Annotated in this window: 24 protein-coding genes; 16 read left to right on the top strand and 8 right to left on the bottom strand. The window is 71.5% G+C overall.

What is annotated here, in order from left to right; translation table 11 throughout:
* The first annotated feature begins 270 nt into the window (after positions 1-270).
* Positions 271-756 (top strand): CarD family transcriptional regulator, encoded by a 486-nt coding sequence (locus ABD352_RS40035; protein ID WP_344617800.1) that lies wholly within the window; start codon positions 271-273, stop codon positions 754-756.
* Between the two features lie 39 nt (positions 757-795).
* On the top strand, positions 796-1,479 hold the full coding sequence (gene ispD / locus ABD352_RS40030; protein WP_344617799.1) for a 2-C-methyl-D-erythritol 4-phosphate cytidylyltransferase: 684 nt from the start codon (positions 796-798) through the stop codon (positions 1,477-1,479).
* A gap of 345 nt (positions 1,480-1,824) precedes the next feature.
* Here the strand turns inward: ispD and ABD352_RS40020 are convergent, their stop codons facing one another.
* Complete coding sequence (locus ABD352_RS40020) at positions 1,825-2,532, bottom strand: TVP38/TMEM64 family protein (RefSeq protein ID WP_344617798.1); 708 nt, start codon at positions 2,530-2,532, stop codon at positions 1,825-1,827.
* A gap of 102 nt (positions 2,533-2,634) precedes the next feature.
* Here ABD352_RS40020 and ispF point away from each other — a divergent pair, with 102 nt between their 5' ends.
* The gene (gene ispF, locus ABD352_RS40015; protein WP_344617815.1) at positions 2,635-3,111 is read left to right on the top strand and encodes a 2-C-methyl-D-erythritol 2,4-cyclodiphosphate synthase; all 477 of its coding nucleotides are present in this window, start codon (positions 2,635-2,637) and stop codon (positions 3,109-3,111) included.
* Positions 3,112-3,489: a PPOX class F420-dependent oxidoreductase gene (locus ABD352_RS40010; protein ID WP_344617797.1), complete on the top strand. Its 378-nt coding sequence runs from the start codon at positions 3,112-3,114 to the stop codon at positions 3,487-3,489. It begins immediately after the preceding gene.
* Here the strand turns inward: ABD352_RS40010 and ABD352_RS40005 are convergent.
* On the bottom strand, positions 3,486-4,649 hold the full coding sequence (locus ABD352_RS40005) for a homogentisate 1,2-dioxygenase (protein ID WP_344617796.1): 1,164 nt from the start codon (positions 4,647-4,649) through the stop codon (positions 3,486-3,488). The genes ABD352_RS40010 and ABD352_RS40005 overlap by 4 nt on opposite strands.
* Positions 4,650-4,727: 78 nt before the next feature.
* On the opposite strand from ABD352_RS40005, the gene ABD352_RS40000 reads away from it, so the two are divergent.
* The 3 genes from ABD352_RS40000 to ABD352_RS39990 all read left to right on the top strand — a co-directional run bounded on the left by ABD352_RS40000 (position 4,728) and on the right by ABD352_RS39990 (position 8,774).
* Positions 4,728-5,615, top strand: coding sequence for a hypothetical protein (locus tag ABD352_RS40000; RefSeq protein WP_344617795.1), 888 nt, complete (start codon positions 4,728-4,730; stop codon positions 5,613-5,615).
* The gene (gene fahA / locus ABD352_RS39995) at positions 5,612-6,820 is read left to right on the top strand and encodes a fumarylacetoacetase (RefSeq protein ID WP_344617794.1); all 1,209 of its coding nucleotides are present in this window, start codon (positions 5,612-5,614) and stop codon (positions 6,818-6,820) included. The genes ABD352_RS40000 and fahA overlap by 4 nt, the downstream gene beginning before the upstream one ends.
* Positions 6,821-7,391: 571 nt before the next feature.
* Positions 7,392-8,774 (top strand): outer membrane protein assembly factor BamB family protein, encoded by a 1,383-nt coding sequence (locus tag ABD352_RS39990; protein ID WP_344617793.1) that lies wholly within the window; start codon positions 7,392-7,394, stop codon positions 8,772-8,774.
* An 18-nt stretch (positions 8,775-8,792) separates the two neighbouring features.
* Here the strand turns inward: ABD352_RS39990 and hisC are convergent, their stop codons facing one another.
* The 4 genes from hisC to hppD form a co-directional block, all read right to left on the bottom strand.
* Positions 8,793-9,830, bottom strand: coding sequence for a histidinol-phosphate transaminase (gene hisC / locus ABD352_RS39985; protein ID WP_344617792.1), 1,038 nt, complete (start codon positions 9,828-9,830; stop codon positions 8,793-8,795).
* The gene (locus ABD352_RS39980; protein ID WP_344617791.1) at positions 9,827-10,798 is read right to left on the bottom strand and encodes an RDD family protein; all 972 of its coding nucleotides are present in this window, start codon (positions 10,796-10,798) and stop codon (positions 9,827-9,829) included. Before ABD352_RS39980 ends, hisC begins: the two co-directional genes overlap by 4 nt.
* 22 nt (positions 10,799-10,820) lie before the next feature.
* Positions 10,821-11,327, bottom strand: coding sequence for an RDD family protein (locus tag ABD352_RS39975; protein ID WP_344617790.1), 507 nt, complete (start codon positions 11,325-11,327; stop codon positions 10,821-10,823).
* A 169-nt stretch (positions 11,328-11,496) separates the two neighbouring features.
* Positions 11,497-12,654, bottom strand: coding sequence for a 4-hydroxyphenylpyruvate dioxygenase (hppD, locus tag ABD352_RS39970; RefSeq protein WP_344617789.1), 1,158 nt, complete (start codon positions 12,652-12,654; stop codon positions 11,497-11,499).
* Between the two features lie 93 nt (positions 12,655-12,747).
* Here hppD and ABD352_RS39965 point away from each other — a divergent pair, with 93 nt between their 5' ends.
* Positions 12,748-13,233 (top strand): Lrp/AsnC family transcriptional regulator, encoded by a 486-nt coding sequence (locus tag ABD352_RS39965; RefSeq protein ID WP_344617788.1) that lies wholly within the window; start codon positions 12,748-12,750, stop codon positions 13,231-13,233.
* Between the two features lie 109 nt (positions 13,234-13,342).
* Positions 13,343-14,662, top strand: a complete 1,320-nt coding sequence (locus tag ABD352_RS39960) for an outer membrane protein assembly factor BamB family protein (RefSeq protein WP_344617787.1) — start codon at positions 13,343-13,345, stop codon at positions 14,660-14,662.
* On the opposite strand, the gene ABD352_RS39955 is transcribed toward ABD352_RS39960, so the two are convergent.
* A complete protein-coding gene (locus ABD352_RS39955) occupies positions 14,659-15,369 on the bottom strand; it encodes a metallophosphoesterase (RefSeq protein WP_344617786.1) in 711 nt (236 codons plus the stop codon). The two genes, ABD352_RS39960 and ABD352_RS39955, sit on opposite strands and share 4 nt — an antisense overlap.
* 49 nt (positions 15,370-15,418) lie before the next feature.
* Positions 15,419-15,976, bottom strand: a complete 558-nt coding sequence (locus ABD352_RS39950; protein WP_344617785.1) for a helix-turn-helix domain-containing protein — start codon at positions 15,974-15,976, stop codon at positions 15,419-15,421.
* Between the two features lie 75 nt (positions 15,977-16,051).
* Between ABD352_RS39950 and ABD352_RS39945 the strand changes: the two genes are divergently transcribed.
* The 7 genes from ABD352_RS39945 to ABD352_RS39915 all read left to right on the top strand — a co-directional run bounded on the left by ABD352_RS39945 (position 16,052) and on the right by ABD352_RS39915 (position 24,598).
* A complete protein-coding gene (locus tag ABD352_RS39945) occupies positions 16,052-16,741 on the top strand; it encodes an AzlC family ABC transporter permease (protein WP_344617784.1) in 690 nt (229 codons plus the stop codon).
* A complete protein-coding gene (locus tag ABD352_RS39940) occupies positions 16,738-17,046 on the top strand; it encodes an AzlD domain-containing protein (protein ID WP_344617783.1) in 309 nt (102 codons plus the stop codon). Before ABD352_RS39945 ends, ABD352_RS39940 begins: the two co-directional genes overlap by 4 nt.
* 13 nt (positions 17,047-17,059) lie before the next feature.
* On the top strand, positions 17,060-18,688 hold the full coding sequence (locus tag ABD352_RS39935) for a fumarate hydratase (protein ID WP_344617782.1): 1,629 nt from the start codon (positions 17,060-17,062) through the stop codon (positions 18,686-18,688).
* 512 nt (positions 18,689-19,200) lie between these two features.
* The gene (locus ABD352_RS39930; protein WP_344617781.1) at positions 19,201-19,410 is read left to right on the top strand and encodes a hypothetical protein; all 210 of its coding nucleotides are present in this window, start codon (positions 19,201-19,203) and stop codon (positions 19,408-19,410) included.
* A 441-nt stretch (positions 19,411-19,851) separates the two neighbouring features.
* On the top strand, positions 19,852-22,746 hold the full coding sequence (locus tag ABD352_RS39925; RefSeq protein WP_344617780.1) for an AfsR/SARP family transcriptional regulator: 2,895 nt from the start codon (positions 19,852-19,854) through the stop codon (positions 22,744-22,746).
* Between the two features lie 21 nt (positions 22,747-22,767).
* Entirely contained in the window at positions 22,768-24,168 is a 1,401-nt protein-coding gene (locus ABD352_RS39920) for a class II fumarate hydratase (protein ID WP_344617779.1), read from the top strand.
* A gap of 61 nt (positions 24,169-24,229) precedes the next feature.
* Positions 24,230-24,598, top strand: a complete 369-nt coding sequence (locus tag ABD352_RS39915) for a hypothetical protein (RefSeq protein WP_344617778.1) — start codon at positions 24,230-24,232, stop codon at positions 24,596-24,598.
* Positions 24,599-24,616 lie beyond the last annotated feature (18 nt).

The raw sequence follows: 24,616 nt of genomic DNA, 5'->3' as shown, positions 1-24,616 counted from the left end.
CGCCGCTGGTCAGATCACGGAGAGTGTTCGTACTGGACGCCCCGCGCACTCGGCGGGACACTTGCCGTAATCAATCGGATATGTCCGACTGGCAGGTCATTTGTGCGTGCGGTGGGTTGTTGATCCGCTACCGAGCAGGTTCCGCGATTCCTGTCAAGCGGGAGAAAGGGGACTCACATGTGTTCTGACCTGCGCGAATGCTGCTCTCTGGGGTGGGACGACGGCGCGTGACCGTGTTACCCTAGACACAGCGAAAGGGGTTTCGAACCTATGGTTTTCAGTGTCGGCGAGACCGTTGTCTACCCCCACCACGGGGCCGCACTCATCGAGGCAATCGAGACTCGCGTCATCAGGGGCGAGGAGAAGCAGTACCTCGTCCTCAGGGTCGCTCAGGGTGACCTGACGGTGCGGGTGCCCGCCGAAAACGCCGAGATCGTCGGCGTGCGCGAGGTGGTTGGCGAGGAAGGCCTGACGAAGGTCTTCGACGTCCTCCGCGCTCCGCACACCGAGGAGCCGACCAACTGGTCGCGGCGGTACAAGGCGAATCTGGAGAAGCTGGCCTCCGGCAATCCGCTCAAGGTCGCTGAGGTCGTGCGCGACCTGTGGCGTCGCGATCGTGAGCGCGGTCTGTCGGCCGGCGAGAAGCGCATGCTCGCCAAGGCTCGGGACATCCTTGTCGGCGAGGTGGCGCTCGCCGAGAAGAGCACGAAGGACGAGGCGGAGACGCTGCTCGACAAGGTGCTGACCGAGGCCTGACATTCCAGCCCGGCTATCCCTTCGATCGAGGACCGCGACGTGACGGCGCACGCTACTGTGCGTGGTGACGTCGCGGTCCTCGTGCCTGCGGCAGGCATGGGGGTCCGACTCGGACCCGGCGGCCCCAAGGCACTTCGCCTCCTGGGCGGCGAGCCACTGCTCGTGCACGCCGTGCGCCGGCTGGCGCTCGCGCCGAGCGTCGGCTGCATCGTGGTCGCAGCGCCGGCCGACGCGGTCGCCGACGTCGTCGCGCTCCTGGCGTCGGTCGCACCGGTGACGGTCGTCGCCGGTGGGGCCACCCGGCAGGCCTCCGTGGCCGCGGCGCTGGCCGCCGTGCCGGCAGACTTCGAGATCGTGCTGGTCCATGACGCCGCGCGGGCACTGACCCCACCGGAGCTGGTGGAGTCCGTTGCGGCGGCGGTACGTGGGGGGCACGGCGCGGTCATACCCGTTCTACCGGTGGTCGACACCATCAAGCGGGTCTCCGATTCGGGTTCCGTGGTGGAGACCGTGGATCGGTCCGTGCTGCGGGCCGTGCAGACGCCCCAGGGCTTCCGGCGCGACGTGCTGGTCAAGGCGCACGAGGCGGCCGTGGACGAGCACACGGACGACGCGGGGATGGCGGAGCGGATCGGCATCCCGGTGCACACGGTCCCGGGCGCCGAGGCGGCCCTGAAGATCACCCGGCCCTTCGACCTGGCCGTGGCGGAGCTGCTGCTCTGATTCGCTGAGATCTTTGTGCGAAATGTCGGGCGCTCCGCGCCACGACATTTCGGACTTATGCCCTGGCAGGTTACAAATCCGATAAGTCGCGGCGCGGAGCGCCCGACTTATCGATATGCGCCTTTTGCTATGTTCTCCGCCGGCCTCGTCGTCGGGGGAACTAAGCGGTGGCGGGGGCGCAGGTTGCTGTGTTCTCCGCCAGCCTCGTCGCGTCGACTCCGGGGACGACGTGGCCGACCTCGGCACCAAGGCCTTCAACCGGGAGCAGGAGTTCGCGCTGGCCGTTTCCATCCGCAACCGGATGGGGCAGGTCGAGCGGGCCCTGGAACGCCTGTACGCCGGGCACTACGCGGTGGCCGGGACGCAGGGCTTGCGCGGGCGGCGGCGCCACAGCAGGAAGCTGCCGATCGACCCGCCGATGCCCAGGGTGGCGATCATCACGCCGGCGATGGACATGCCCATCGCGTCGCCGCGGGCCGTCGCGGCGCCCAGGGCGGAGTAGGCCAGGGTGGCGGGCAGGGCGCCGACGATGGTGCCGGTGAGGAACGGGCGCATGCGCACGCTCGTCGTGCCGAAGATGTAGTTCGCGATGCCGAAGGGCACCAGCGGGATCATCCGCGAGATCACGATCGCCAGCACCCCGCGCTCGGCGACGGCCTGCTCCATGGCCAGGAGGCGGCCGCTGAGGTGGCGGGCCATGAAGTCGCGGCCCAGCATGCGGCCAACCGTGTGCGCGATCAGCGCGCCCAGCGTCACGCCCAGCATGATGTAGAAGGCGCCGCCCGCGAAGCCGAAGATGACGCCGCCCACACCGGCCAGCAGCGTCCGGGGGGCCAGTGCCGTTGTCAGCACTGCCGAGCCCGCGACCGCGATGATCGGGGCCATCGGGTGGTTCGGGCCGATGGCGTGGATGAGAGACGCCTTGTTGGGGTGAACGATGATGATCACCACGGACAGGGTCACCACGAGGAGGGCCAGCAGACCGAAGCGAAGCGCGGCTCCGGTGCGCCACCACGGCTTGTGGCTCGTCGGGGTCATCAGGTCGCTGCGCACCCGTCCCAGCCTAGGCCGGATACGCCACCGTGCCGACCCCTGAGAGCCCTCGGCAACCGGAAGTTCACGGCCTCGCACCGAACGTCGTACCCTGCCGACGTGATGTTGATCGGCAACGGCACCGATGTCCATGCCTTCGAATCCGGCCGGGAGTGCTGGGTCGCCGGCCTCAGGTGGGACGGCGTCGACGGGCTCGCCGGGCACTCCGACGGCGACGTCGCCGCCCACGCGATCTGCGACGCGCTGCTGTCCGCGGCCGGGCTGGGCGATCTGGGCGCGAACTTCGGCACCGGGCGGCCGGAGTGGGCCGGCGCCTCCGGGGTCACCCTGCTGCGTGAGACGGCCCGCAGGGTCCGCGCCGCCGGCTACGAGATCGGCAACGTCTCCGTGCAGGTGATCGGGGTGAAGCCGAAGGTCGGCACCCGCCGCGCCGAGGCCGAGAAGACCCTCCACGACGCGATCGGGGCCATCGTACGGCTGTCCGGCACCACCACCGACGGCCTGGGATTCACCGGCCGGGGTGAGGGGCTGGCCGCCTCCGCCGTAGCGTTGATCTATCCGATCGTGAAGGAGGGGTAGATGAACGACACCCTGAAAGAGTTGCTCGACCGCCGGGCGTTCCTGGTGCTGAGCACGGTCAACCCGGACGGCGCCCCGCAGAGCAGCGTGATCTGGGGCAAGCACGACGGCGGCGACGTCGTCTTCTCGACGATCCGCGGGCGGCGCAAGACCCGGAACATGGAGCGCGACCCGCGGGTGTCGATCTGCGTCTACGACCCGGCGAACCCGTACCGCTACGTCGAGGTCCGCGGCACGGTCACCCTCACGGAAGAGGGCGGGCCGGCGTTGATCGACGAGCTCAGCCAGGCGTACACCGGCAAGCCCTGGGAGGAGCCCAACCCCGACAACGTGCGGGTGGTCTGCCGGGTGAGCGCCACGCAGTACGCCGAGCACTAACCCTTCCGCGACCAGGTCCATGCGTAGCCGGTGTCCTCGATTGCGAGCGCCGGCTCGCACAGGTCGAGCGGCCGGAAGGTGTCGACCATGACCGCCAGCTCGTCGAACGCCTCGACGCCGATCGCGCGCTCGACCGCTCCCGGCTGCGGCCCGTGCGTGAAGCCGCTCGGGTGCAGCGAGATGGAGCCCTGCTCGATGCCCGATCCGCGCCGGGCCTCGTAGTTGCCGCCCGTGTAGAACAGCACCTCGTCCGAGTCGACGTTGTGGTGGTTGTACGGCACGGGGATCGCAAGCGGGTGGTAGTCCACCTTGCGCGGCACGAACGAGCAGATCACGAAGTTCGGGCCCTCGAACGTCTGGTGCACCGGCGGGGGCTGGTGCACGCGCCCGGTGATCGGCTCGAAGTCGTGGATCGAGAACGCCCACGGGTACAGGCACCCGTCCCACCCGACCACGTCGAACGGGTGATTTGCGTAAATGTGCTCGGTCCAGCCCCGCCGGTGCTGCACCAGCACGGAAATGTCGTACCCCTCCGCGAGGATGGGCGCCGAGGGGCCACGCAAATCCCGTTCGCAGTAGGGGGCGTGCTCCAGGAACTGTCCACGCACGGAGAGATAGCGCCGCGGGGGTCCGATGTGTCCAGTCGCCTCGATTGCCAGCAGCTTCACCGGCCCGTCCTTGGGCACCAGCCGATGGATGACCGACGTCGGGATGATCGCGTAGTCGCCCTCGGTCAGTTCGAGCACGCCGAAGGTGGATTCCAGGGTGACCGCCCCGGCCGAGACGTAGAGGCACTCGTCGCCGACCGCGTTGCGGTAGAGCGGCGACGGCTCCGTGGCCTCCACGTAGGAGATCCGCACGTCGTCGTTGGCCAGCAGGTGCTGCCGCCCGAGCACCGCGTCGGTCTTGTCGCCGGCGATCTTGCCGGTCTGCAGGTGACGCGGCTTGAGCGGCCGGTTCGGCACCCGCGACCAGGCCGGCGGGTCGAAGGGGACCGCCGAGACGATCGCCGTCGGTCGATGACGGTGGTAGAGCAGCGACGAGTCGCTCGAAAAACCCTCCTGTCCCATCAGCTCTTCGGCGAACAGCGAGCCGTCCGGCTGGCGAAACTGGGTGTGGCGCTTCGGCGGAACCTCGCCGACGCGGCGGTAATACGGCATCACGGCCCTCCCAAGCGGAGTGTCCGGATAACGGACGAAGTTGTCCGCCCCGTAAAGCGTCCACTAGATTCGGAAGCCGTGTCAAACGCAGTGCCACCCCTGCTGACCGCCCTGGTCGACGACGCCGCCGTGTTCCCGCCCGGGAGCGCGGCCCTCACCGACGCCGTGCCGGCGCACGCGAACCACCGCGCGGCCTGGTATGCGCCGCTCATCGGCCCGCTGCTGATCCCAGTGGCCGAGCGCGACGCCTTCCGCGCCATCGCCCCGCCGGGGACCGCCGTCGGGCTGGTCGGGGAGCCCGGCGCGGTCGAGGCCGCCCTGGGAGACCTCCCCGACGGCACCTGCCAGATCGAGAGCCCGGTGGCCAAGCGGGGCGAGGAACCGCGCCCCGGCATCGAGCGGCTCGCCGCGCTCATGAGGAAGAGCGAGGAGCCTTGGCAGTGGTACCTCGAGGTGCCGCTCGCCTGGGGCCTGATGTCCGCGCTCGACCTCGTCGCGGCGCTGCGCGCCGAGGGCCTGCCCATCGCCGCCAAGTTCCGCACCGGCGGCCTCGCCGCGGAGCTCTTCCCGACGCCGGTGGAGCTCGCGGCCGTCATCTGCGCCTGCCGCGACCGCGACCTGCCGTTCAAGCTCACCGCCGGCCTGCACCACGCGGTGCGCCACACCGACGCCGAGACCGGCCTGGTCCACCACGGCTTCCTCAACATCCTGGCCGCGGTGCTCGCCGCCGCCGACGGCGCCGAGCCCGCCGACCTGGCCGGCGTGCTGTCCGTCACCGAGCCCTATCCGCTGGCCGAGCGCGTCCGCCCGGCCCTGGACCGCGAGCGGCCCCTGTGGGTGGCGTTCGGCAGCTGCAGCGTCCAGGACCCGGTGGCCGACCTCGTCGCCCTGGGCCTGCTGGAGCGACCCCGCCGGACCCCGGGCCTGTCGACCGCGGCGGGTTCCGCATCGGACGGTGTCGCATGAGCGCGGCGGGCTGGCTGGAGCTGGCGCACGACGATCCGTTCGGGGTGCACAACCTGCCGTACTGCGCGTTCGGGCAGGAGCGGCTCCGGGGGACCGGGGTGCGGATCGGGGACCGCATCCTCAACCTGGCCGCGGCCGAGGAGCGGGGGCTGGTCGACGCGGGCGGCGCGTTCCTCGGGCAGGGCACGCTCAACCGGTTCATGAGCGCCGGCCGGCCGGCCTGGGCCCGGGTCCGGGAGCGGCTGACCGAGCTGCTGAGCGCCGGGCGGCACCGGGACGCGGTCGAGCCGCTGCTGCTGCCGATCGCGCAGGTGCGCCTGGGGCTGCCGTTCGAGGTGGCCGACTACGTCGACTTCTACTCCTCGCAGGAGCATGCGACCAACCTCGGCCGCCTGTTCCGCCCCGGCGGGGAGCCGCTGCTGCCGAACTGGAAGCACCTGCCGGTCGGGTACCACGGGCGGGCCGGCACGGTCGTCGTCTCCGGCACCTACATCCCCCGGCCACACGGCCAGCGCAAGGCGCCCGACGAGGCCGCGCCGACGTTCGGGCCCTCGCAGCGGCTGGACATCGAGGCGGAGGTCGGGTTCGTGGTCGGCGCGCCGTCCGACGGGCCGGTCGCCGTCGACGACTTCCGGGCCCACGTGTTCGGCGCGGTGCTCGTCAACGACTGGTCGGCGCGGGACCTGCAGGCGTGGGAGTACCAGCCGCTGGGCCCGTTCCTGGGCAAGTCCTTCCGCACGTCGATCTCGCCCTGGGTGGTGCCGCTCGACGCGCTCGACGCGGCCCGGGCGGCGGGGCCGGCGCAGGAGCCGGAGGTGCTGCCCTACCTGCGGGCGGCGGAGCACCACGGGTACGACATCGACCTCGAGGTCCGGTGGAACGGCACCGTGGTGTCGCGCCCGCCGTTCGCCGGCCTGTACTGGACCCCCGCCCAGCAGTTGGCCCACATGACGGTGAACGGCGCCTGGGCGCGCACCGGCGACCTGTACGCCTCCGGCACCGTCTCCGGCCCGGACCCCGACCAGACCGGCTCCTTCATCGAGCGCACCTGGAACGGCGCGCGGCCGGTCCGGCTCGACGACGGCACCACCCGCGCGTTCCTGCTCGACGGCGACACGGTGACCATCACCGGCACCGCCCCGGGCCCGGACGGCGTGCGCGTCGGCTTCGGGGAGGTGACCGGCACGATCACCAAGCCCGAGTAACCGGGCCCGCGCCCCGTCGCCGAGCCCGTTCCGCGGAGCCCGAGTCCGAGCCCGAGTCCGAGCCCGTTCGCCGGAGCCCGAGCCCGTTTGGCGGAGCGAGCCCGAGCCCGTTCCGGGGACCCCGAGCCCGAGCCCGTTCCGGGGACCCCGAGCCCCGAGCCCCGAGGCCGAGCCCGAGCCCGTTCCGCGAAGCCCGAGCCCGAGCCTGAACCCGAGCCCGAGCCCGAGCCCCCGAGCCCGAGCCTGTTCGAGTTCGAGTTCGAGCCGCGGGGGAATGCCCCGCGGGGTAGCCCGGAGGCCTCTGAGCGCCGCGCCCGGGGAGTCGTCCCCTACCCGCCGGGGCGAGCGCTCGCATGACACGCCTCGCGATGACACGTGGGGGTGATGTTTGCGTGGCGTTGCCCACGGTTCGATGGGCGAGGCGGCGCGAATCCGGCGGGCGGCGCTGAGCGGAACGTGCGGGCGGGATGGTCACGGAGCGGTGGGAGACGGGTGTGAGTCTTCTGCGGATCGACGGTCGCCGTGAGGGAATCGCGACATGCGCCGGGTATGGTGCCCCGCGGAGGTGGTTATGGGGACGGCTCGGGCGGGGCTGCGCCGGCTGGTGTCGCCGCGTAGCTGGTCGCGGCCGGTGCGCTTCGTGCTCACGGGGCTGCTCGTCCTCGTGGTGACGGCGGCGATGGGGATCACGGCGTACCGGACGTTGAAGCCGGCCGAGACGGTCAGCCGGGCCGACAAGCCGGTGCCGTCGCCGGAGCCGATCAAGGCCATCCAGTACTCGGAGCTGGCGTCGGCGCCGCTGATCGTCGAAGGGCGGCTGCGGGTCTACGCCGAGCAGTGGCGGGTGTTCGCGGACACACCGGTGACGGCGCAGCGGATCAACACGCCGCACTGGTCGTACCGGCGGTGGCCGGCCGAGGTCGTGTCGATGGTCGAGGTCGAGAAGCCGGCCAGCGGGGTCGGGATGTCGGTCGTCATCACCAAGTGGTCGGACGGGGAGATCGTCGCGCTGGACGCCGAGAAGGGCGACATCGTCTGGCAGACGAAGATCGAGCCGGCCGACGGGGAGTCGTTCAAGGGGCGGCGTACCGGGGCGAAGGCCGTGTGGGCGCCCGAGGACCTGTTCGTGTCGGCGTCGGCGGTGGACAAGCAGCCGGTCGTGATCGCGACCGGCAAGGACGTGGTGGAGGGGATCGACCCGGTCAACGGGGACGTCCGGTGGTCGCGGTCGTTCGCGGCCGAGCCCGGGTGCCGGACCAACGACTGGACGAGCGGGGACGCGTACTTCGCCAAGAACACCTGCGCGAAGCCGGCCACGCTGGAGATCTACGACGCGGCCAGCGGGGCCCCGCTCACCACCTGGCGGCCGCCCGGCGCCTCGCTCGGCAGCGACAGCGTCAGCAACTGGTTCGTCGAGCCCACGTCCTGCCAGCTCGGGCGGTCCGGCTGCGCGCTGTTCAAGGCCGCGCCGACCGGGGACGTCGTGACGTACACCGACGCGGCCTCCGGCGTGGGGAACATCACGCCGGCGTACTGGTCGTTCGGGGCCGACCACGTGGTCAAGCCGGAGCCGATCGCGGACAAGGACACCGTGGTGGTGGTCGGGGACGTGATCGCGCAGGAGATGACCGGGGGGTACATCTGGGCCTTCTCCCGCGCGACCGGCAAGCGGATGTGGATGTCGGAGGTCGCCGGGAAGCTCATCGGCGCCGACCAGCGCAACGTCTACGTGATCAACAGGGAGTACCAGCTGCTGGTGCTCAACCTGGAGACCGGGGCGGTCACGTCGAGCACCGAGCTGCGCATCCGGCCCGCGGACCGGTTCGTCTTCAACCTGTACTACCTGCACGCGGGGTACCTGGTGATCGAGCGGCTGCAGAGCACCAAGGAGTCGGAGATCGACGACCGGTACTACTTCAGCCAGGACACCGTCGTGCTCGTGGGCATCGGGTAAGCCCGGATCGGCTCAGCCCTACAGGATCACGCTCAGGAAGGCGTCGTTCTCCTCCGGCGTGCCGATCGTGACCCGCACGCCGTCGCCCTGGAAGGCGCGCACGATCACGCCCGCCTGCTCGCAGGCGGCGGCGAACTCGGCGGAGCGGTCGCCCAGCGGCAGCCAGAAGAAGTTCGCCTGGGTCTCCGGCACGTCGGGGTACACCTTCCGGACCGCGTCGACCACCCGGGTCCGCTCGGCGACGACCAGGTCGACCCGCCGGCGCATCTCGGGCTCCGCCTCGAGCGCGGCGAGCGCGGCGGCCTGACCGGCCAGCGAGGTGGAGAACGGCGTGATGACCTTGCGCACGGCCGCGGCCACCTCGGGCGCGCCGATCAGGTACCCGACGCGCAGGCCGGCCAGCCCCCACGCCTTCGACAGGGTGCGCAGGACGACGACGTTGGGGCGGTCGCCGTACTCCACCAGCCCGTCGGGCACGGCGGGGTCGGTGACGAACTCGCGGTACGCCTCGTCCAACGCCACCAGCACGTTGCCCGGCACCTTGTCGAGGAACGCGTCGAGCTCGGCCTTGCGCACCGCCGTGCCGGTCGGGTTGTTCGGGTTGCACACGATGACCAGCCGGGTGCGATCCGTGATCGCGACCGCCATCGCGTCCAGGTCGTGGCCGTGCGTCACGGTGTTCGGCACCCGGACGCTGGTCGCCGCGGTGGTGGCGCCGATGATGGGGTACGCCTCGAAGGAACGCCACGCGTATACCGCCTCGTCGCCGGGCAGGCAGGTCACGCGGAACAGGTGCTCGAAGAGCGCGACCGAGCCGCAGCCGGTGGCGACCCGCTCCGGGTCGACGCCGAGGCGCTCGGCCAGCCGCCCGCGCAGCTCGGTGACGCCCATGTCGGGGTACCGGTGCGCGCCCGCGACGGCCGCGGTCACCGCCTCCACGACGCCGGGCAACGGACCGTAGGGCACCTCGTTGCTGGCCAGCTTGATCGCGCCCGGCACCGAGCGGCCGGGGACGTAGGGGGGAAGGGCGTCGAGGTCGGGGCGGGTGAGGCTCATGGCTGTTCTCCGGCGTTGGTGGACTCTGTGGTGGAAGGCGCGGTGCCGTCGGCGGCGACCACGACGGTGCCGGCCGAGCGGTCGTGGAAGGCCCGGCGCAGCGGCCAGTCGATCACGGGCGAGAGGCTGTCGACGAACTGCAGCAGGAAGCCGACGCCACAGGTCCACAGCAGCACGGACAGGCCCAGCGGGTTCCAGCGCCGGATCGCCCGGCCGAAGCCGATCGGCTGCTCGCTTTCCAGGCCGACGACCTTGATCTTGAGCAGCCACTTGCCGAGCGTCTGGCCGCTGTTGGCGGTGGCCGGCACCTCGTAGGCGAACCACACCGCGGCGATGAGGACCAGGATCACCACGAGCAGGGAACTGCCCCGCTCGGAGGTGGCCAGGTCGCCCATCGGCTCGTTGGCCATCGACCGGCGCCAGATCTCGGCCATGACCGGGCCGACGTCCTTGACGTACTGGTAGATGAACCAGCCGGTGATCACCAGGTTGAGGACCGCGACCGCGACGATGTCGATGAGCCGGGCGAGTAGCCGGGCGCCCAGCGACGCGACGGCGTGCCCGTGCGGGCGCGCCACCGGCTGCGCGGCCTGCGGCGGCAGGAGCACCTGCACCGCGCCCGCCGGCAGGTTGCCCTGGGGCAGCAGCCCGGGTGGCAGCGGCGTGCCCGGCGGCAGGACGATCGCGCCCGGCGGCAGCTGTCCGGGCGGGAAGCCGCCCGGCGGGATCGGCGTGCCCGGCGGCAGCACCACCGCGCCCTGTGGCAGGGGGGCACCGGGCGTGGTGACGACCGGGCCCGGTCCGGCGGCCGGCGCGGGCGCGACGGGCGGCGCGGGCGCAGGGGCGGCCGGCGGCTCCGCCGGGGCCGGCTCGGACGCCGGGACCGGCTCGCCGATCCAGCCCTCGCCGTCCCAGTACCGCTGGACGTCGGGATCCGCAGGGTCCTTGTACCACCCGGGCGCTGTCACGCCGCCTCCGCCTTCGTCATGCTCATCCGGCCTTCACCACTATGGTGCCCGCTGCCTTGTCGTGCAGGCACTGCTGGTAGGGCTTGTCCCACAGCAGCCACAGGTTGTCGACCCAGGAGAAGAACGGCACGACGATGCCGACCGCGAACTGCACCGCCCAGCGCTTGAGCAGCACCCCGCGGTCGACGGGAAGGGCTGGGTTGTCGGTGCGGATGATCTGCAGCTTCATCGCCCGCTTGCCCCACGTGATGCCGGTCCGGCCGAACATCTCCACGTGGTACACGTACACCACGGCGACGATGGCCAGGATGTAGCCCAGCTCGATCAGCAGCGGCACGCCGATGAAGACACTCGCGTTTGTGGAGTTGTTGGAGGCCGCGCTGGCGATCACCGCGATGATGCCGATGAACACCGGGATGGCCAGCACGAGGTTGACGGCGAAGAGCACCGCGGCGTCGATCAGGTACGCCACGAACCGGTCGCCGAAGTTCGCCAGCGGCATGCCGTTGGGCGCCCGCGGCACGAACATGCCGGGTGGCGGCACGGAGTACTGGCCCTGTGGATAACCCGGTGGATAACCGGGCGGGAGCTGTGGATTCTGTGGATAACCCTGTTGATAACCCTGTGGGGCGGGTGGCGGCCCGTAATTCGGGACACCACCCGGCTGCGGCTGACCCGGATACGTCACCCGAACAGTGTTACAGGTTCCCGCGAAGTTCCTGCTCGCGCTCGATCGCCTCGAAGAGTGCCTTGAAGTTGCCCTTGCCGAAGCCGAGCGAGCCGTGCCGCTCGATCAGCTCGAAGAACACCGTCGGGCGGTCCTGGACCGGCTTGGTGAAGATCTGCAGCAGGTAGCCGTCCTCGTCGCGGTCGACCAGGATGCCGCGTGACTTGAGCTCCTCGATCGGCGCGCGCACCTGCCCGATGCGAGCGCGCAGCTCGGGGTCGTCGTAGTAGGAGTCCGGCGTGACCAGGAACTCGACGCCGGCCGCGGTCATCTCGTCGACCGTGCGCAGGATGTCGTTGGTGGCCAGCGCGATGTGCTGGGCGCCCGGGCCGCCGTAGAACTCCAGGTACTCGTCGATCTGCGACTTCTTGCGCGAGACGGCCGGCTCGTTGAGCGGGAACTTGACCTTGCGGGTGCCGTTGGCCACGACCTTGCTCATGAGGGCCGAGTACTCGGTGGCGATGTCGTCGCCGACGAACTCGGCCATGTTGCTGAAGCCCATGACCCGGCGGTAGAACTCGACCCACTCGTCCATGTGGCCCAGTTCCACGTTGCCCACGACGTGGTCGACGGCCTGGAAGTAGCGGCGGGCCGGCGGCGCCACGATCGGGCCGCGGGCGACGAAGCCGGGCAGGAACGGCCCGGTGTACCGGGACCGGTCGACGAGGGTGTGACGGGTCTCGCCGTAGGTCGCCACGGCGGCCTGGCGCACGACGCCGTGCTCGTCCTCGACGTCGTGGGGCTCCTCCAGGCCGATGGCACCCTGGCGGATCGCGTAGGCGTAGGCGGTGTCGACGTCGGGGCACTCGAGCGCGATGTCGGCGATGCCGTCGCCGTGCCGCTCGTAGTGCTGGGTCGCCGGGGCCTGCCGGTGCACGCCGCCGACGAGCACGAAGACGGCCGAGCCGGCCTTGAGGACGTACTCCGCGTGGTCGCGGTAGCCCTGCTCCGGCCCGCGATAGGCGATCAGCGACATGCCGAAGGCGGTCGAGTAGTAGTGCGCGGCCTGCTTCGCGTTGCCGACGTAGAACCGGACGTGATCGAGCCCGGTGAGCGGGAACGGGTCGTGGGACGCGTCGTGCTCGACGGCCCCGATGAGCTCGCTGAGGTCTTCGATAGCGCGGGTCATACGACCAGCCTGGCCGCCGGTTCCGAGGTTGGGCAAGGAACGCTGTTTCGCATGGTCAAGTTGCACATTTCGTGCCCCGATTAGGGTGTACTGGTGAGCAAGGTGACCAGTGCAATCGACTCTCTCGATGCACGGCTGATCGCGCTGCTGGCGGCCGAGCCGCGCATCGGCGTGCTGGAGTGCTCCCGGCGCCTGCGGGTGGCCCGGGGCACCGTGCAGGCCCGGCTCGACCGGCTCGCGGACCGGGGGGTGATCCGCGGACACGGGCCGGACATCGACCCGGCGGCGCTGGGCTACGGGGTGACCGCGTTCGTGACCCTCGAGATCCGGCAGCGGTTCGGGCACGACCCGGTGGCGGCGCATCTCGCGGAGATCCCGGAGGTGCTGGAGGTGCACACGATCACCGGCTCCGGCGACCTGCTCTGCCGGATGGTGGCGCGCTCCAACGCCGACCTGCAGCGGGTCATCGACCGGGTGATGAGCCACGAGAGCATCGTGCGCTCCTCGACGATCATCGCCCTGGCCGAGCAGATCTCCTATCGAGTCCTGCCGCTGGTCGAAGCGGCGGCCACGCAATAAGCGGCGAGCGTTCGGATATGTCGCACGCCCACGTAAGGGTGAATCCGGTCGACACGGGCAAAAGCGGCCATCCATCGACGTATCCTGCCGCGGCGCTACGCTGCCGGTCGTGGCTAGGGGAGCGGTCCGCAACTTCGAGACGGCGCTCGGCGCGATCGGCGTGCTGGCGCTGATCATCACGGGCATCCTGGTCACCGGCTGGAACCCGATTCCCAAGGTCACCGACTGGTGGGAGAAGGTCGCCTCCAGCGCGGGCCAGCTCTCGACCCCCGAGACCGCCTGGACCGAGCGGGTCGGCGGCCAGCCCCTCTCCGCCGTCATCGCCGGCGACACCGTCCTGGTCAACATGCGCGGCACGGTCGAGGCCCGGTCCCTCAGCGCCGGGACCATGCTCTGGCAGCGCGAGGCCGACTGGGCCGGGGTGGCCGGCGACGGGGGCGCGGCGGTGGCGATCGTCGGGCGGCGCGGCGCCGGGCTCGTGGCGCTCGACCCCAGCAGCGGCGCCGAGCGCTGGAAGGACAAGGACGCCGTCGGGGCGTGGACCTTCCGCGAGAACGTCCTCACCATCGCCTGCGGTGGCCTGACGGACTGCACCCTGAGCGCCCGGGCGCCGCGCGACGGCGCGCAGTCCTGGAAGCTCACGCTGCCGGGCATCGGGCGGGTGCTCAACGGCATCAACAGCGACCTGCTCGGCACCGACGTGAGGGCCGAGGCCTACCGGGACGCGATCGGCGCCATGCCCGGGGCCATCCCGGCGATGCTGGGCTTCCCGGTCGAGCAGAAGGTCAAGGTCGTCGACACTCTGCGCGGCAAGCTGCTGCGCGAGGAGGAGCCGACGAACACCAGCCGCGTGGTGGTGGCCGGCGGGCGGGTGCTGGTCTCCAGCGCCGTGCCGAAGGACGGCCACTGCCGGTACAGCCTCGAGGCCCGCGACCCGGGCACCGGCAAGACGCTGTGGAAGAAGGACGGCTACGACCTTCGCACCGCGTCCGGGGCGGGCTGCGAGCAGCGCCGCGACCCGGCCGGCGCCGACACCGTGCTGGTGGCGACCCGCGGCGACAACCGCGAGGTGTTCCTCTCCCCGCGCGACGGGCGCGAGATGTGGGCCGGCGCCGACGGCGACGAGATCGTGGCGGCCGACGGCCAGTACGGCCTCGTGCGCACCGACGGCGGCAAGACCCTGGCGGTCGTCGGCTTCGACAAGGGCGGCCGCCTGTGGCAGCAGACGATCCCCGACAAGGCCGACGTGGCCCTCTCGCGGTACGCGGTGCTCGTGCGCGACTCCCGCGAGGGCCGGCTGATCGCCTACAGCCCCAGCGGCGGCACCAAGCTGCTCGACGCGAAGACCACCGCCGACGTCATCGGGGTCGGCGAGCACGGGCTGATGATCGGCCGGGGCCGGACGATCGGCTATCTGCGGTACACCTAAATGAACCGATAGGTGGTGGTGAGCCGCCCTTCGGCGAAGAGGTGGTAGGCGATCGCCACCGGGCCGTCGCGGTCCAGGTCGCCGCCGTCGACCTCCCACGGCATGATCAGCGTCGAGGCCACGGCCGGGGCGATGAACACCGGCACGCCCGCGAACGTGGTGACCGTGGCCGTGTGGAAATGGCCGCACAGGATGGCCAGGACGTTCGGGTGCCGGGCGATGACCTCGGCGAGACGCTCCTCGCCGAACTGGCGGGCCTTGTCGGCGTACGGGTGGCCGACCCCGACCGGCGGGTGGTGGAAGCACACGAGCGCCGGGTCGGTGCCGGCCAGCGCGCCGTCGAGCCACTCCAGCGTCGCGTCCTCCACGAGCCCGTCGCCCCGGCCCGGGATGGTCGAGTCGACGAGCGCCAGCAGCAGGTCCCCGACCCGCTCGGTGCGGTTCAGCGGCCCCAGGCCGGCCGCCACGAAGGGCTCCCGCTTGTCGTGATTTCCCGGAAGGTGCAGCAGCGGTACGCCGAGCCGCTCGAAGACCTTCAGGCCGGCGTACTCGTCGGGCTCGCCGTGGTCGGCCAGGTCCCCCGTGAGCAGCACGGCGTCCACCGGCCGGTGCAGTCCGGCGAGGTGCTCGACGACCCGGTCGACCCGCTCGGCGCTGCGGGGCGTGCCGTCGAGGTGGGTGTCGCTGACGTGCGCGATGAGCGTCATGGACCGACGCTATTGGGGGGCGTCAAGCGGTACAACGGCCAATCAGATATCAGCGGTGTTCCATGATCAGCGCGAAGGAGGTGTGGGGCGCGAGGGCCTCGTAGCCGTGCGCGACATCGCCGGCGAAGGACGCGTAGTCGTGCACGTCGAGGTCGACCGGGGAGTCCTCGGGGCCGACCCGGAGGCGGCCGCTGACCATGACCACGTGCTCGATCGTGCCGGCCAGATGGGCGTCGGCCTTGCGGGCGCCGACCGGCTCCACGCGCATGAGGTAGATGTCGCGGCGCACCCCCGGCGGGCAGGTGGCCAGCAGCGTGCCCACGAAGTCGGCCTGCTCGGACCTGACCGTCGGTCCCTCGCCGGCCCGGATCACCCGCGGCGCGGTCGGCGGCGGCTCGACCAGCCGGCTGAACGGCACGTTGAGCGCGACGGCGAGGGCCCACAGGGTCTCGATGTTCGGGTTGCCGGCCCCCGACTCGAGCTGGCTGAGCGTGGACTTGGCGATCCCGGCGCGCTTGGCCACCTCGCTCAGCGACAGCTTCTCGCGCTCCCGCTCCCGGCGGAGGGCGGCGGCGATGAGGTCGATCGGGGGCTTGTTGGGATGCATCCTCGTCCTGTTCGGTGCGTCGAACGATGTATTCGGCTTGACGAACGCTCCGGCCTGGGTCCAGCATACCGAACTATGCGTTCGATTCTCCGAACAGATCCGATCGCCCGCGACGTGATGGCGTTGTGCGCGGCCGCCGTGGTCGTCGGGCTGTCGTTCGGCGCGATCGCCTCCGCCGCGGGCGTGCCGCTGGCCCAGATCATGGTCATGAACGCGTTCGTCTACGCCGGGGGCGCCCAGTTCCTCGCGGTCGGCCTGGCCGGCGCGGGGGCCACCGCGGTCGCGATCATCGCGGCCGGCCTGCTGCTCAACGCGCGGCACCTGCCGTTCGGCCTGGCGATCGGCAACGAGGTGCTCGGCGCCTCCCGCTGGTCCCGGCTGTTCGGCAGCCACGTGATGACCGACGAGTCGGTCGCCTTCGCCCTGGCCCAGGAGGATCCGCTGCGCCGGCGCCGGGCGTACTGGATGACCGGCATCGCGCTGTTTCTGACCTGGAACGTCGCGGCCTTCGTCGGCGCGGTCGTCGGCTCCGCGCTGGGCGACCCGGACACGTTCGGCATCGACGCCGCGTTCCCGGCCGCGCTGCTGGCCCTGACGCTGCCCTCGCTCAAGGACCGCGCGTCGACCCTGGTCGCCCTCGGCGGCGCGGCGCTCGCGCTGCTCAGCACCCCGTTCCTGCCCGCGGGCCTGCCCGTGCTCGTGGCCCTGCTCGCGCTCGTCCTCGGAAGGTCCTCGAAACTCGTCCCCGGGAGGCGCTCGTCATGAGCTGGATCGCGATCATCGCGCTGGCCCTCGGCACCTACGCCTTCCGTTTCGCGGGGCCCGTCCTGCGCGACCGGATCTCGGTGTCGGAGGGGGTCCGGCGGTACCTCACGCTCGCCGCCGTCGCCCTGCTGGCCGCCCTCATCGGCACCGCCGCCCTGCTGGACGGCACGCACTTCGTGGGCCTCGCGCGGCCCGCGGGCGTGCTGGTCGGTGCCGTGCTGGCCTGGCGCAAGGCCCCGTTCGTCGTCGTTGTGGTGGCCGCGGCACTGACGGCGGCCCTGCTCAGGGTGGCGGGCGTCGAGTAATACAGTCGGGGTCATGCCCGAATTCGCGTTCTCCCCGCTGCTGCCACTCGGACCCGACAACACCGAATACCGCTTGGTCACCAGCGACGGGGTCGGCCGCGACGGGCGGTTCCTGACGGTCGAGCCGGAGGCGCTCACCCGCCTGACCGACGAGGCCATGCACGACATCGCGCACTTCCTGCGCCCCGCACACCTCACCCAGCTGCGCTCGATCATCGACGACCCGCAGGCCTCGCCGAACGACCGCTTCGTCGCCCTCGACCTGCTGCGCAACGCCAACATCGCCGCGGGCGGCGTGCTGCCGATGTGCCAGGACACCGGCACCGCGATCGTCATGGGCAAGCGCGGCCGCTTCGTGCTCACCGACGGCCGCGACGAGGAGGCCATCGCGCGGGGCGTGTTCGACGCCTACACGCGGCTGAACCTGCGGTACTCGCAGCTGGCCCCGCTGACCATGTGGGACGAGAAGAACACGGGCTCCAACCTGCCGGCGCAGGTCGAGCTGTACGCCGAGGGCGACGACGCCTACAAGTTCCTCTTCATGGCCAAGGGCGGCGGCTCGGCCAACAAGAGCTACCTGTACCAGGAGACGAAGGCCCTGCTCAACCCGACGAGGATGATGCAGTTCCTGGAGGAGAAGCTGCGCCTCATCGGTACCGCGGCCTGCCCGCCGTACCACCTGGCCGTCGTCATCGGCGGCACCTCGGCCGAGCACGCGCTGAAGACGGCCAAGCTGGCCTCGGCCAAGTACCTGGACACCCTCCCCACCGAGGGCTCCCCGGTCGGCCACGGCTTCCGCGACCTCGAGCTGGAGGCCCAGGTGCTCCAGCTGACCCGCGAGTTCGGCATCGGCGCCCAGTTCGGCGGCCGCTACTTCTGCCACGACGTGCGCGTCGTGCGCCTCCCGCGCCACGGCGCCTCCTGCCCCGTCGCCATCGCCGTGTCCTGCTCCGCCGACCGCCAGGCCGTCGGCAAGATCAACGAGAGCGGCATCTGGCTGGAGCAGCTGGAGCGCGACCCGGCCCGCTTCCTGCCCGACGTCACCGACGAGCACCTCGACGACAACGTGGTCACCGTCGACCTGAACCGCCCGATGTCCGAGATCCGCGCCCAGCTCTCCGCCCTGCCGGTCAAGACCCGCCTCTCCCTGACCGGCCCCCTGGTCGTCGCCCGCGACATCGCCCACGCCAAGATCGCCGAGCGCCTGGACGCGGGCGAGCCGATGCCCGCCTACCTGCGCGACCACGCCGTCTACTACGCCGGCCCGGCCAAGACCCCGGAGGGCTACGCGTCGGGCTCCTTCGGCCCGACCACGGCCGGCCGCATGGACGCCTACGTCGAGAAGTTCCAGGCCGCCGGCGGCTCCCTGGTCATGCTGGCCAAGGGCAACCGATCCAAGCAGGTGACCGACGCCTGCCGCAGCCACGGCGGCTTCTACCTCGGCTCGATCGGCGGCCCGGCGGCCCGCCTGGCCCAGGACTGCATCAAGCACGTCGAGGTCATCGAGTACCCGGAGCTGGGCATGGAGGCCGTCTGGAAGATCGACGTGGTCGACTTCCCGGCCTTCATCGTCGTCGACGACAAGGGCAACGACTTCTTCGCCGAGGTCACCAAGCCGGTCCTGACCGTCGGCCGCCGCTAGACGTACCGCACGGCATTCGGGTGCGCGGACTCCGCACACCCGATGCCGCCGGCGGACCTGCGCCGCCACGCCGGCGCCCGGTAGCCGATCACCTCGACAGGAGCGTGCCGCCCCAGTAGCAGAGGCAGGCGACCACGCCGGCGGCGAGCATGACCAAGATCAGGCATGCGACGCCCGCATCCTCACCCGACCCGCTTCCCTCGCACTCTGGGCATATGTCGGCGGGAATGACCCATCCGGGCGGGCCTAAGTCGTGGGGAAAGAGCCGGCCTCTGCCACCGCAGCGGTCGCATTCGCGCGACTCGCGGTCCGGCGGTCCCTCGCTCACGCGGCGCCCCCGATCGAAGCCGGTTGGGGACCACGCTGCTCCGTGGCGCACGCGGAATGCATCGGCCGTCCGCTCAGTGCGGCCCGGCTGGTCGCGGCGGGTGGGCCGTGCGGCGCCGAAGTCCGGGTCGCGAGTCGCCATCGTCACGCAGCGATGCGCCTCGATCACCGGTAGCATTCGTCGGGTGGGCGGGCGTGGGCCGTGGGACTGGCTGGAGCGCTATGCCGCGCGGCGCGACGGGGTGGGCGGCGTGCTCGTCTCGTGGGTGTTCATGGTTGCCGCCCTCGTCGCCGCCGTGTGTGCCGTCAGGCTCCACTCGGCGGTGCTGGGCTACGTCGCCGCGGTGCTCGTCATCGCGTTGTGCTGGCGGCGGTACTTCCGCGGGCACTGGTAGCGACGGCCGGCAGTTCGGGATGAATCGCGGAAAACCGGTGATAACGGAGAAGTCGGCGGCGAATTTGTACCGCCGCCGAACCCCGTGACGTTCCGTGAGTCGATATCAACGGAACGAAATATTTCAGGGGCCGCACACGTCATTGGGTGCAGCCCCTCACCGAACGATTCGCCCGCGCGACCGAAATATCCCCGTTCGTCCGGAGCAAGCGAGACCTTCGATTGAGTAGAACCAACCGCAGGTCCTGAGCAAAAGCTCGGCAAACTCTGGACGCATTCCGGCACGCGCATGCGCTCCGCTGAAAAAGGGTCGCCGCCCATGCTCTTTCGACGCTCTCATCTGACTACCATCGGGTATTCGAGCGTGCAGCTTCGAGGGGAGGCGGCGGCCGCACAGAGGGTGAGTATGCGCGATTCGACCCGATTTTCGATCTTGGGACCGGTGCAGATTCGGACGCCGGTTACCGAGATCACGGTCGCGGCTCCGCGTGAGCGGGTTCTGCTCGCGCTGCTGTTGCTGCGCGAGGGCCAGCTCGTGCCCGTGCAGCAGGTCATCGCTGCCCTGTGGGACACCAGCCCGCCGCCGACCGCGCGGGCCCAGGTGCACAGCTGCGTGTCGCGGCTGCGCCAGCTGCTGCGCAAGGCCGGGCTGCCGGAGGACCTGGTGGTCACCGAGCCGGCCGGGTACCGCATCAAGGTCGGCCCCGACGACCTCGACGCCGCCCTGTTCGCAGCCCGGGTCGAGCGCGGGCGGGCCGCCTCGGCCGACGGCGACCTGCCCCGCGGGCGCGACGAGCTGCGGGCCGCGCTGGCGCTGTGGCGCGGCCGGCCGCTGACCGACGTCGACTCCGACGTGGTCCGGGCCGCGGCCGCGCACCTCGAGGAGCAGTGGACCGCCGCCATGGCCTTCTGCCTCGACCTGGAGCTGCAGCTCGACCTGGCCGAGGAGATCCTGGCCGAGGTCGCCGACCTGGTCGAGCGCTACCCGCACCACGAGCAGTTCCGCGGTCACCTGATGACCGCGCTGGCCCGCACCGGCCGGCGGGCCGACGCGCTGGCCGTGTTCCGCCGCGGCCGGGCGCTGCTGGCCGAGGAGCTCGGCATCGAGCCCGGGACCGAGCTGGTCGAGCTGCACCGGCGCATCCTCAACGGCGACGCCGAGCTGCTGCTGCCCCAGCCGGCGCGGGCGCTGGGCCGGCGGGCCGCCCGCTGCCTGCCCCGCGACGTGGCCGACTTCGCCGGCCGCGCCGAGCTGGTCAGGCGGCTGGTCGGGCAGCTGCGCGACGAGCGGCGCGAGGTCATCGCGATCGACGGCATGGCCGGCACCGGCAAGACCACGCTCGCCGTGCGGGTCGCGCACGCCGCCGCCGAGCGCTACCCCGACGGCCAGCTGTACCTCGACCTGCGCGGCCACAGCGACCGCTCACCGCTCGACCCGGGTGAGGCCCTCGGCGCCCTGCTGCGCCAGCTCGGGGCGGCGGCCGAGCAGGTGCCGCCCGGCCTCGACGACCGCGCCGTGCTGTGGCGCACCGAGCTCGCCGACCGGCAGGTGCTGGTGCTGCTGGACAACGCCCTCGACACCGCCCAGGTGCTGCCGATGCTGCCCGGCACCGCGCACACCGGCGTGGTCATCACCAGCCGCCGGCGACTCGGCGGCCTCGACGGGGCGCAGACGGTCTCCCTCGACGTGCTCCCGCTGGACGACGCCGTCGAGCTGCTGCGCCGGACCGTGGGGGAGCGCGCGTACGCGGACCCGGGCTGCACGATCGAGGTGGCCGAGCTGTGCGGGCGGCTCCCGCTGGCCGTCCGGCTGGCCGGCGCCCGCCTGCAGCACCGGCCGACCTGGACGGTCGCGGACCTGGCCGCGCGGCTGCGCATCGCCGACCGGCGCCTGGGCGAGCTCGCCGTCGACGGGCGCACGGTGGCGGCCGCGTTCACGCTGTCGTTCCAGCATTTGGCCGTACCGCTGCAGAAGCTTTTCGCGGTTCTGGGTCTTCACCCACCGGGCGACTTCGAGCCCGCGGCGGCCGCGGCGCTGGCCGGGATGGCCGTCGACGAGACCGAGGAGCTGCTGGAGGAGCTCGTCGACGTGCACCTGGTCGAGTCGCCGGCGGCCGGGCGGTACCGGCTGCACGACCTCCTGCGAGACTACGCGGCCCGGCTCGCCCCACCCGACGCCGACGCTGTTGAGCGACTGCTCGACCACTATCTGTACGCGGTGATCTCCGCTACCCGGTTCATGGAGCTCTCCGACGCCCGCTCGGTGCTGCGCCTGGAGACCCCGCCGCCGACCGCGCCGGTCTTCGCCAGCCCGCCGGAGGGCCGCCGCTGGCTGGAGCGGGAGCTGCCCAACGTCCTCGGCGTCACCCGCCTGGCCGCCGACGCCAGCCGCCACCGGCACACCTGCCTGCTCACCCGTGCGGTGTCGCCGTTTCTGTTCGGCTTCGGCTTCGGCGAGCACCAGCTCGACCTGTACGAGCGCGCGATCGCGGCGGCCATGGCCCTCGCCGACGCCGAGCTGGAGGCGGAGTCGCGCAACTACCTGGCCGCCGTGTACTTCCGGATGGGCCGCCTCACCGACGCCCTCACCACGCTGCACGCGGTCATCCGCATCGCCGAGCGGGGGAACATGCCGCGGCTGGTCGGCACCGCGCTGACCAACCTGGCCATGCTGCACGTCCGCCTGGGCCAGTACCCGGAGGCCCTGGCCTCGGCCGAGGCGGCCGCCGCGCTGCGCCTGGACGAGGTGCCCCCGATCCTGCAGTTCAAGCTGCACAGCACGATGGCCATCGTGTACACCCAGGCCGGCAACTACCAGCAGGCGCTGGCCGCCAACCGGCTCGGCCTGGCCGTGGCCCGGCGCATCGACGACCTCCGGATCATGGCCATCATGATCGGCGAGCTCGGCCTGGTGCACCTGCACCTGGGCCACCTCACCACGGCGACCGCCCTGCTGCGCCGCGCGCTCGTGCTCAAGCGGGACACGGTCAACCAGTACGGCACCGCCGAGACGCTGAGCAAGCTCGGCACCGCCTACCGCCTGAGCGGCCGCCTGACCGACGCGATCGCCTGCCAGCGCGCGGCCCGCGACCAGATGGAGCACGTCGCCGACGTCTCCGGCCAGTGCCTGACCGCCAACGACCTGGCCCTCACGCTGCGCGCGGCCGGCCGCCCCGACGAGGCCCTGCGGCTCAGCCGCGAGGCCTACGCCAAGTCCTCCCGCATCGGCGACCTCTACGAGAAGGCCCGCGCCCTGGTCGGCCTGGGCCGGATGGACGAGGCCGTGGCGCTGTTCACCTCGATGGGAGCGACGGACCTCACCGCCCTTACACGGTGACATTCGGGGCATATTTGCTTCATGGAGTACCGCGTGGAGCACGACACGATGGGCGAGGTGCGCGTCCCCGCCGAGGCCCTGTGGCGGGCCCAGACCCAACGGGCGGTGGAGAACTTCCCGATCTCGGGCCGGCGACTGCCCCCGGCCCTGATCCGCGCCCTGGCCCGGATCAAGGCGGCCGCCGCCGCGGTCAACGGCGAGCTGGGCGTCGTCGAGCCGGACGTCGCGGCCGCGATCGGCGCCGCCGCCGACCGGGTGGCCGCGGGTGAGGCCGACGACCAGTTCCCGATCGACGTCTTCCAGACCGGCTCGGGCACCTCGACCAACATGAACGTCAACGAGGTCGTCGCCACCCTGGCCAGCCGCGCGCTGGACCGCCCGGTGCACCCGAACGACCACGTGAACGCGTCGCAGTCGTCCAACGACGTCTTCCCGACGGCCATCCACGTCGCCGCCGCCGCGGAGCTGGCGACCTCGCTCAGCCCCGCGCTGCTGTTCCTGGCGGAGGCGCTGCAGCGCAAGGCCGAGGAGTTCGCCGGCGTGGTCAAGGCGGGCCGCACTCACCTCATGGACGCCACCCCGGTCACCCTCGGCCAGGAGTTCTCCGGCTACGCGGCCCAGGTGCGCTACGGCGCCGACCGCATCGCCGCCGTCCTGCCCCGGGTGGCCGAGCTGCCCCTGGGCGGCACCGCGGTGGGCACCGGCCTGAACACCCCGCCCGGCTTCGCGCCCCGGGTCGTGGCCCGCCTCGCCGAGGCGACCGGCCTGCCGCTCACCGAGGCCCGCAACCACTTCGAGGCACAGGGCGCCCGCGACGCATTGGTCGAGGCCTCGGGTGTACTGCGAACCATCGCCGCCGGCCTGTACAAGATCGCCAACGACATCCGCTGGATGGGCTCGGGTCCGCGCGCCGGCCTTCGCGAGCTGGCCATCCCCGACCTCCAGCCCGGCTCCTCGATCATGCCCGGCAAGGTCAACCCGGTCATCCCCGAGGCCGTGCGCCAGGTCGTCGCGCAGGTCATCGGCAACGACGCCGCGGTCGCCTTCGCCGGCACCCAGGGCGACTTCGAGCTCAACGTGATGCTCCCGGTGATCGCCGACAACCTGCTGGAGTCCATCGCCCTGCTGTCGAGCGTGGCCCGCCTGTTCGCCCGGCGCTGCATCGACGGCCTGGCCGCCAACGAGGAGATTCTGGCGGCGTACGCGGCCGGCTCCCCCTCGATCGTCACCCCCTTGAACCGCCACCTGGGCTACGAGGAGGCCGCCGCCGTCGCCAAGCAGGCCCTGCGCGAGAACAAGACGATCCGCGAGGTCGTCGTCGAGCGCGGCCACGTCGAGCGCGGCACCTTGAGCGAACAGGAGCTGGACGAGGCCCTCGATCTGCTGCGCATGGCGGGTGGCACGTTTCCGGGAGCACAGTAGATCCCCGTCTCCCTAATGTTTCTGGCAACGGAACACGAACATTTTCAAGGGAGACATAGAGATGAGTGACATGGACTACGGGCAGTACGAGGCCGGCCAGGAGTCGCAGAGCCTCGACCAGCTGCACCAGGCCGAGGGTTCGGAGGCCGACTACAACAACCAGTTCGGCGTCTACGAGCAGGACCACTCGGCGGCCGAGTCGACCGCCTACCAGCACGGCACGCACGTGGCGTTCGACCAGGGCCCCTCGGTGCACTACGAGGCCGACGAGTACACGAACTACAGCCACGACGCGTCCGAGGACGACCACGTCTTCGCCGCCGAGGGCTCCGAGTCGGCCCACCAGGCCCAGTTCTCCGAGCTCGACGCCCTGTCGCAGCGCATGGACGCCGCCTTCGCCCGCGGCACCGCGTTCAGCACCACCGCATGACCCTTTTCCAGCGACCGG

The organism is Dactylosporangium salmoneum (assembly GCF_039532525.1).
Taxonomy (GTDB): domain Bacteria; phylum Actinomycetota; class Actinomycetes; order Mycobacteriales; family Micromonosporaceae; genus Dactylosporangium; species Dactylosporangium salmoneum.
This window is presented reverse-complemented; position numbering and strand designations above follow the sequence as displayed.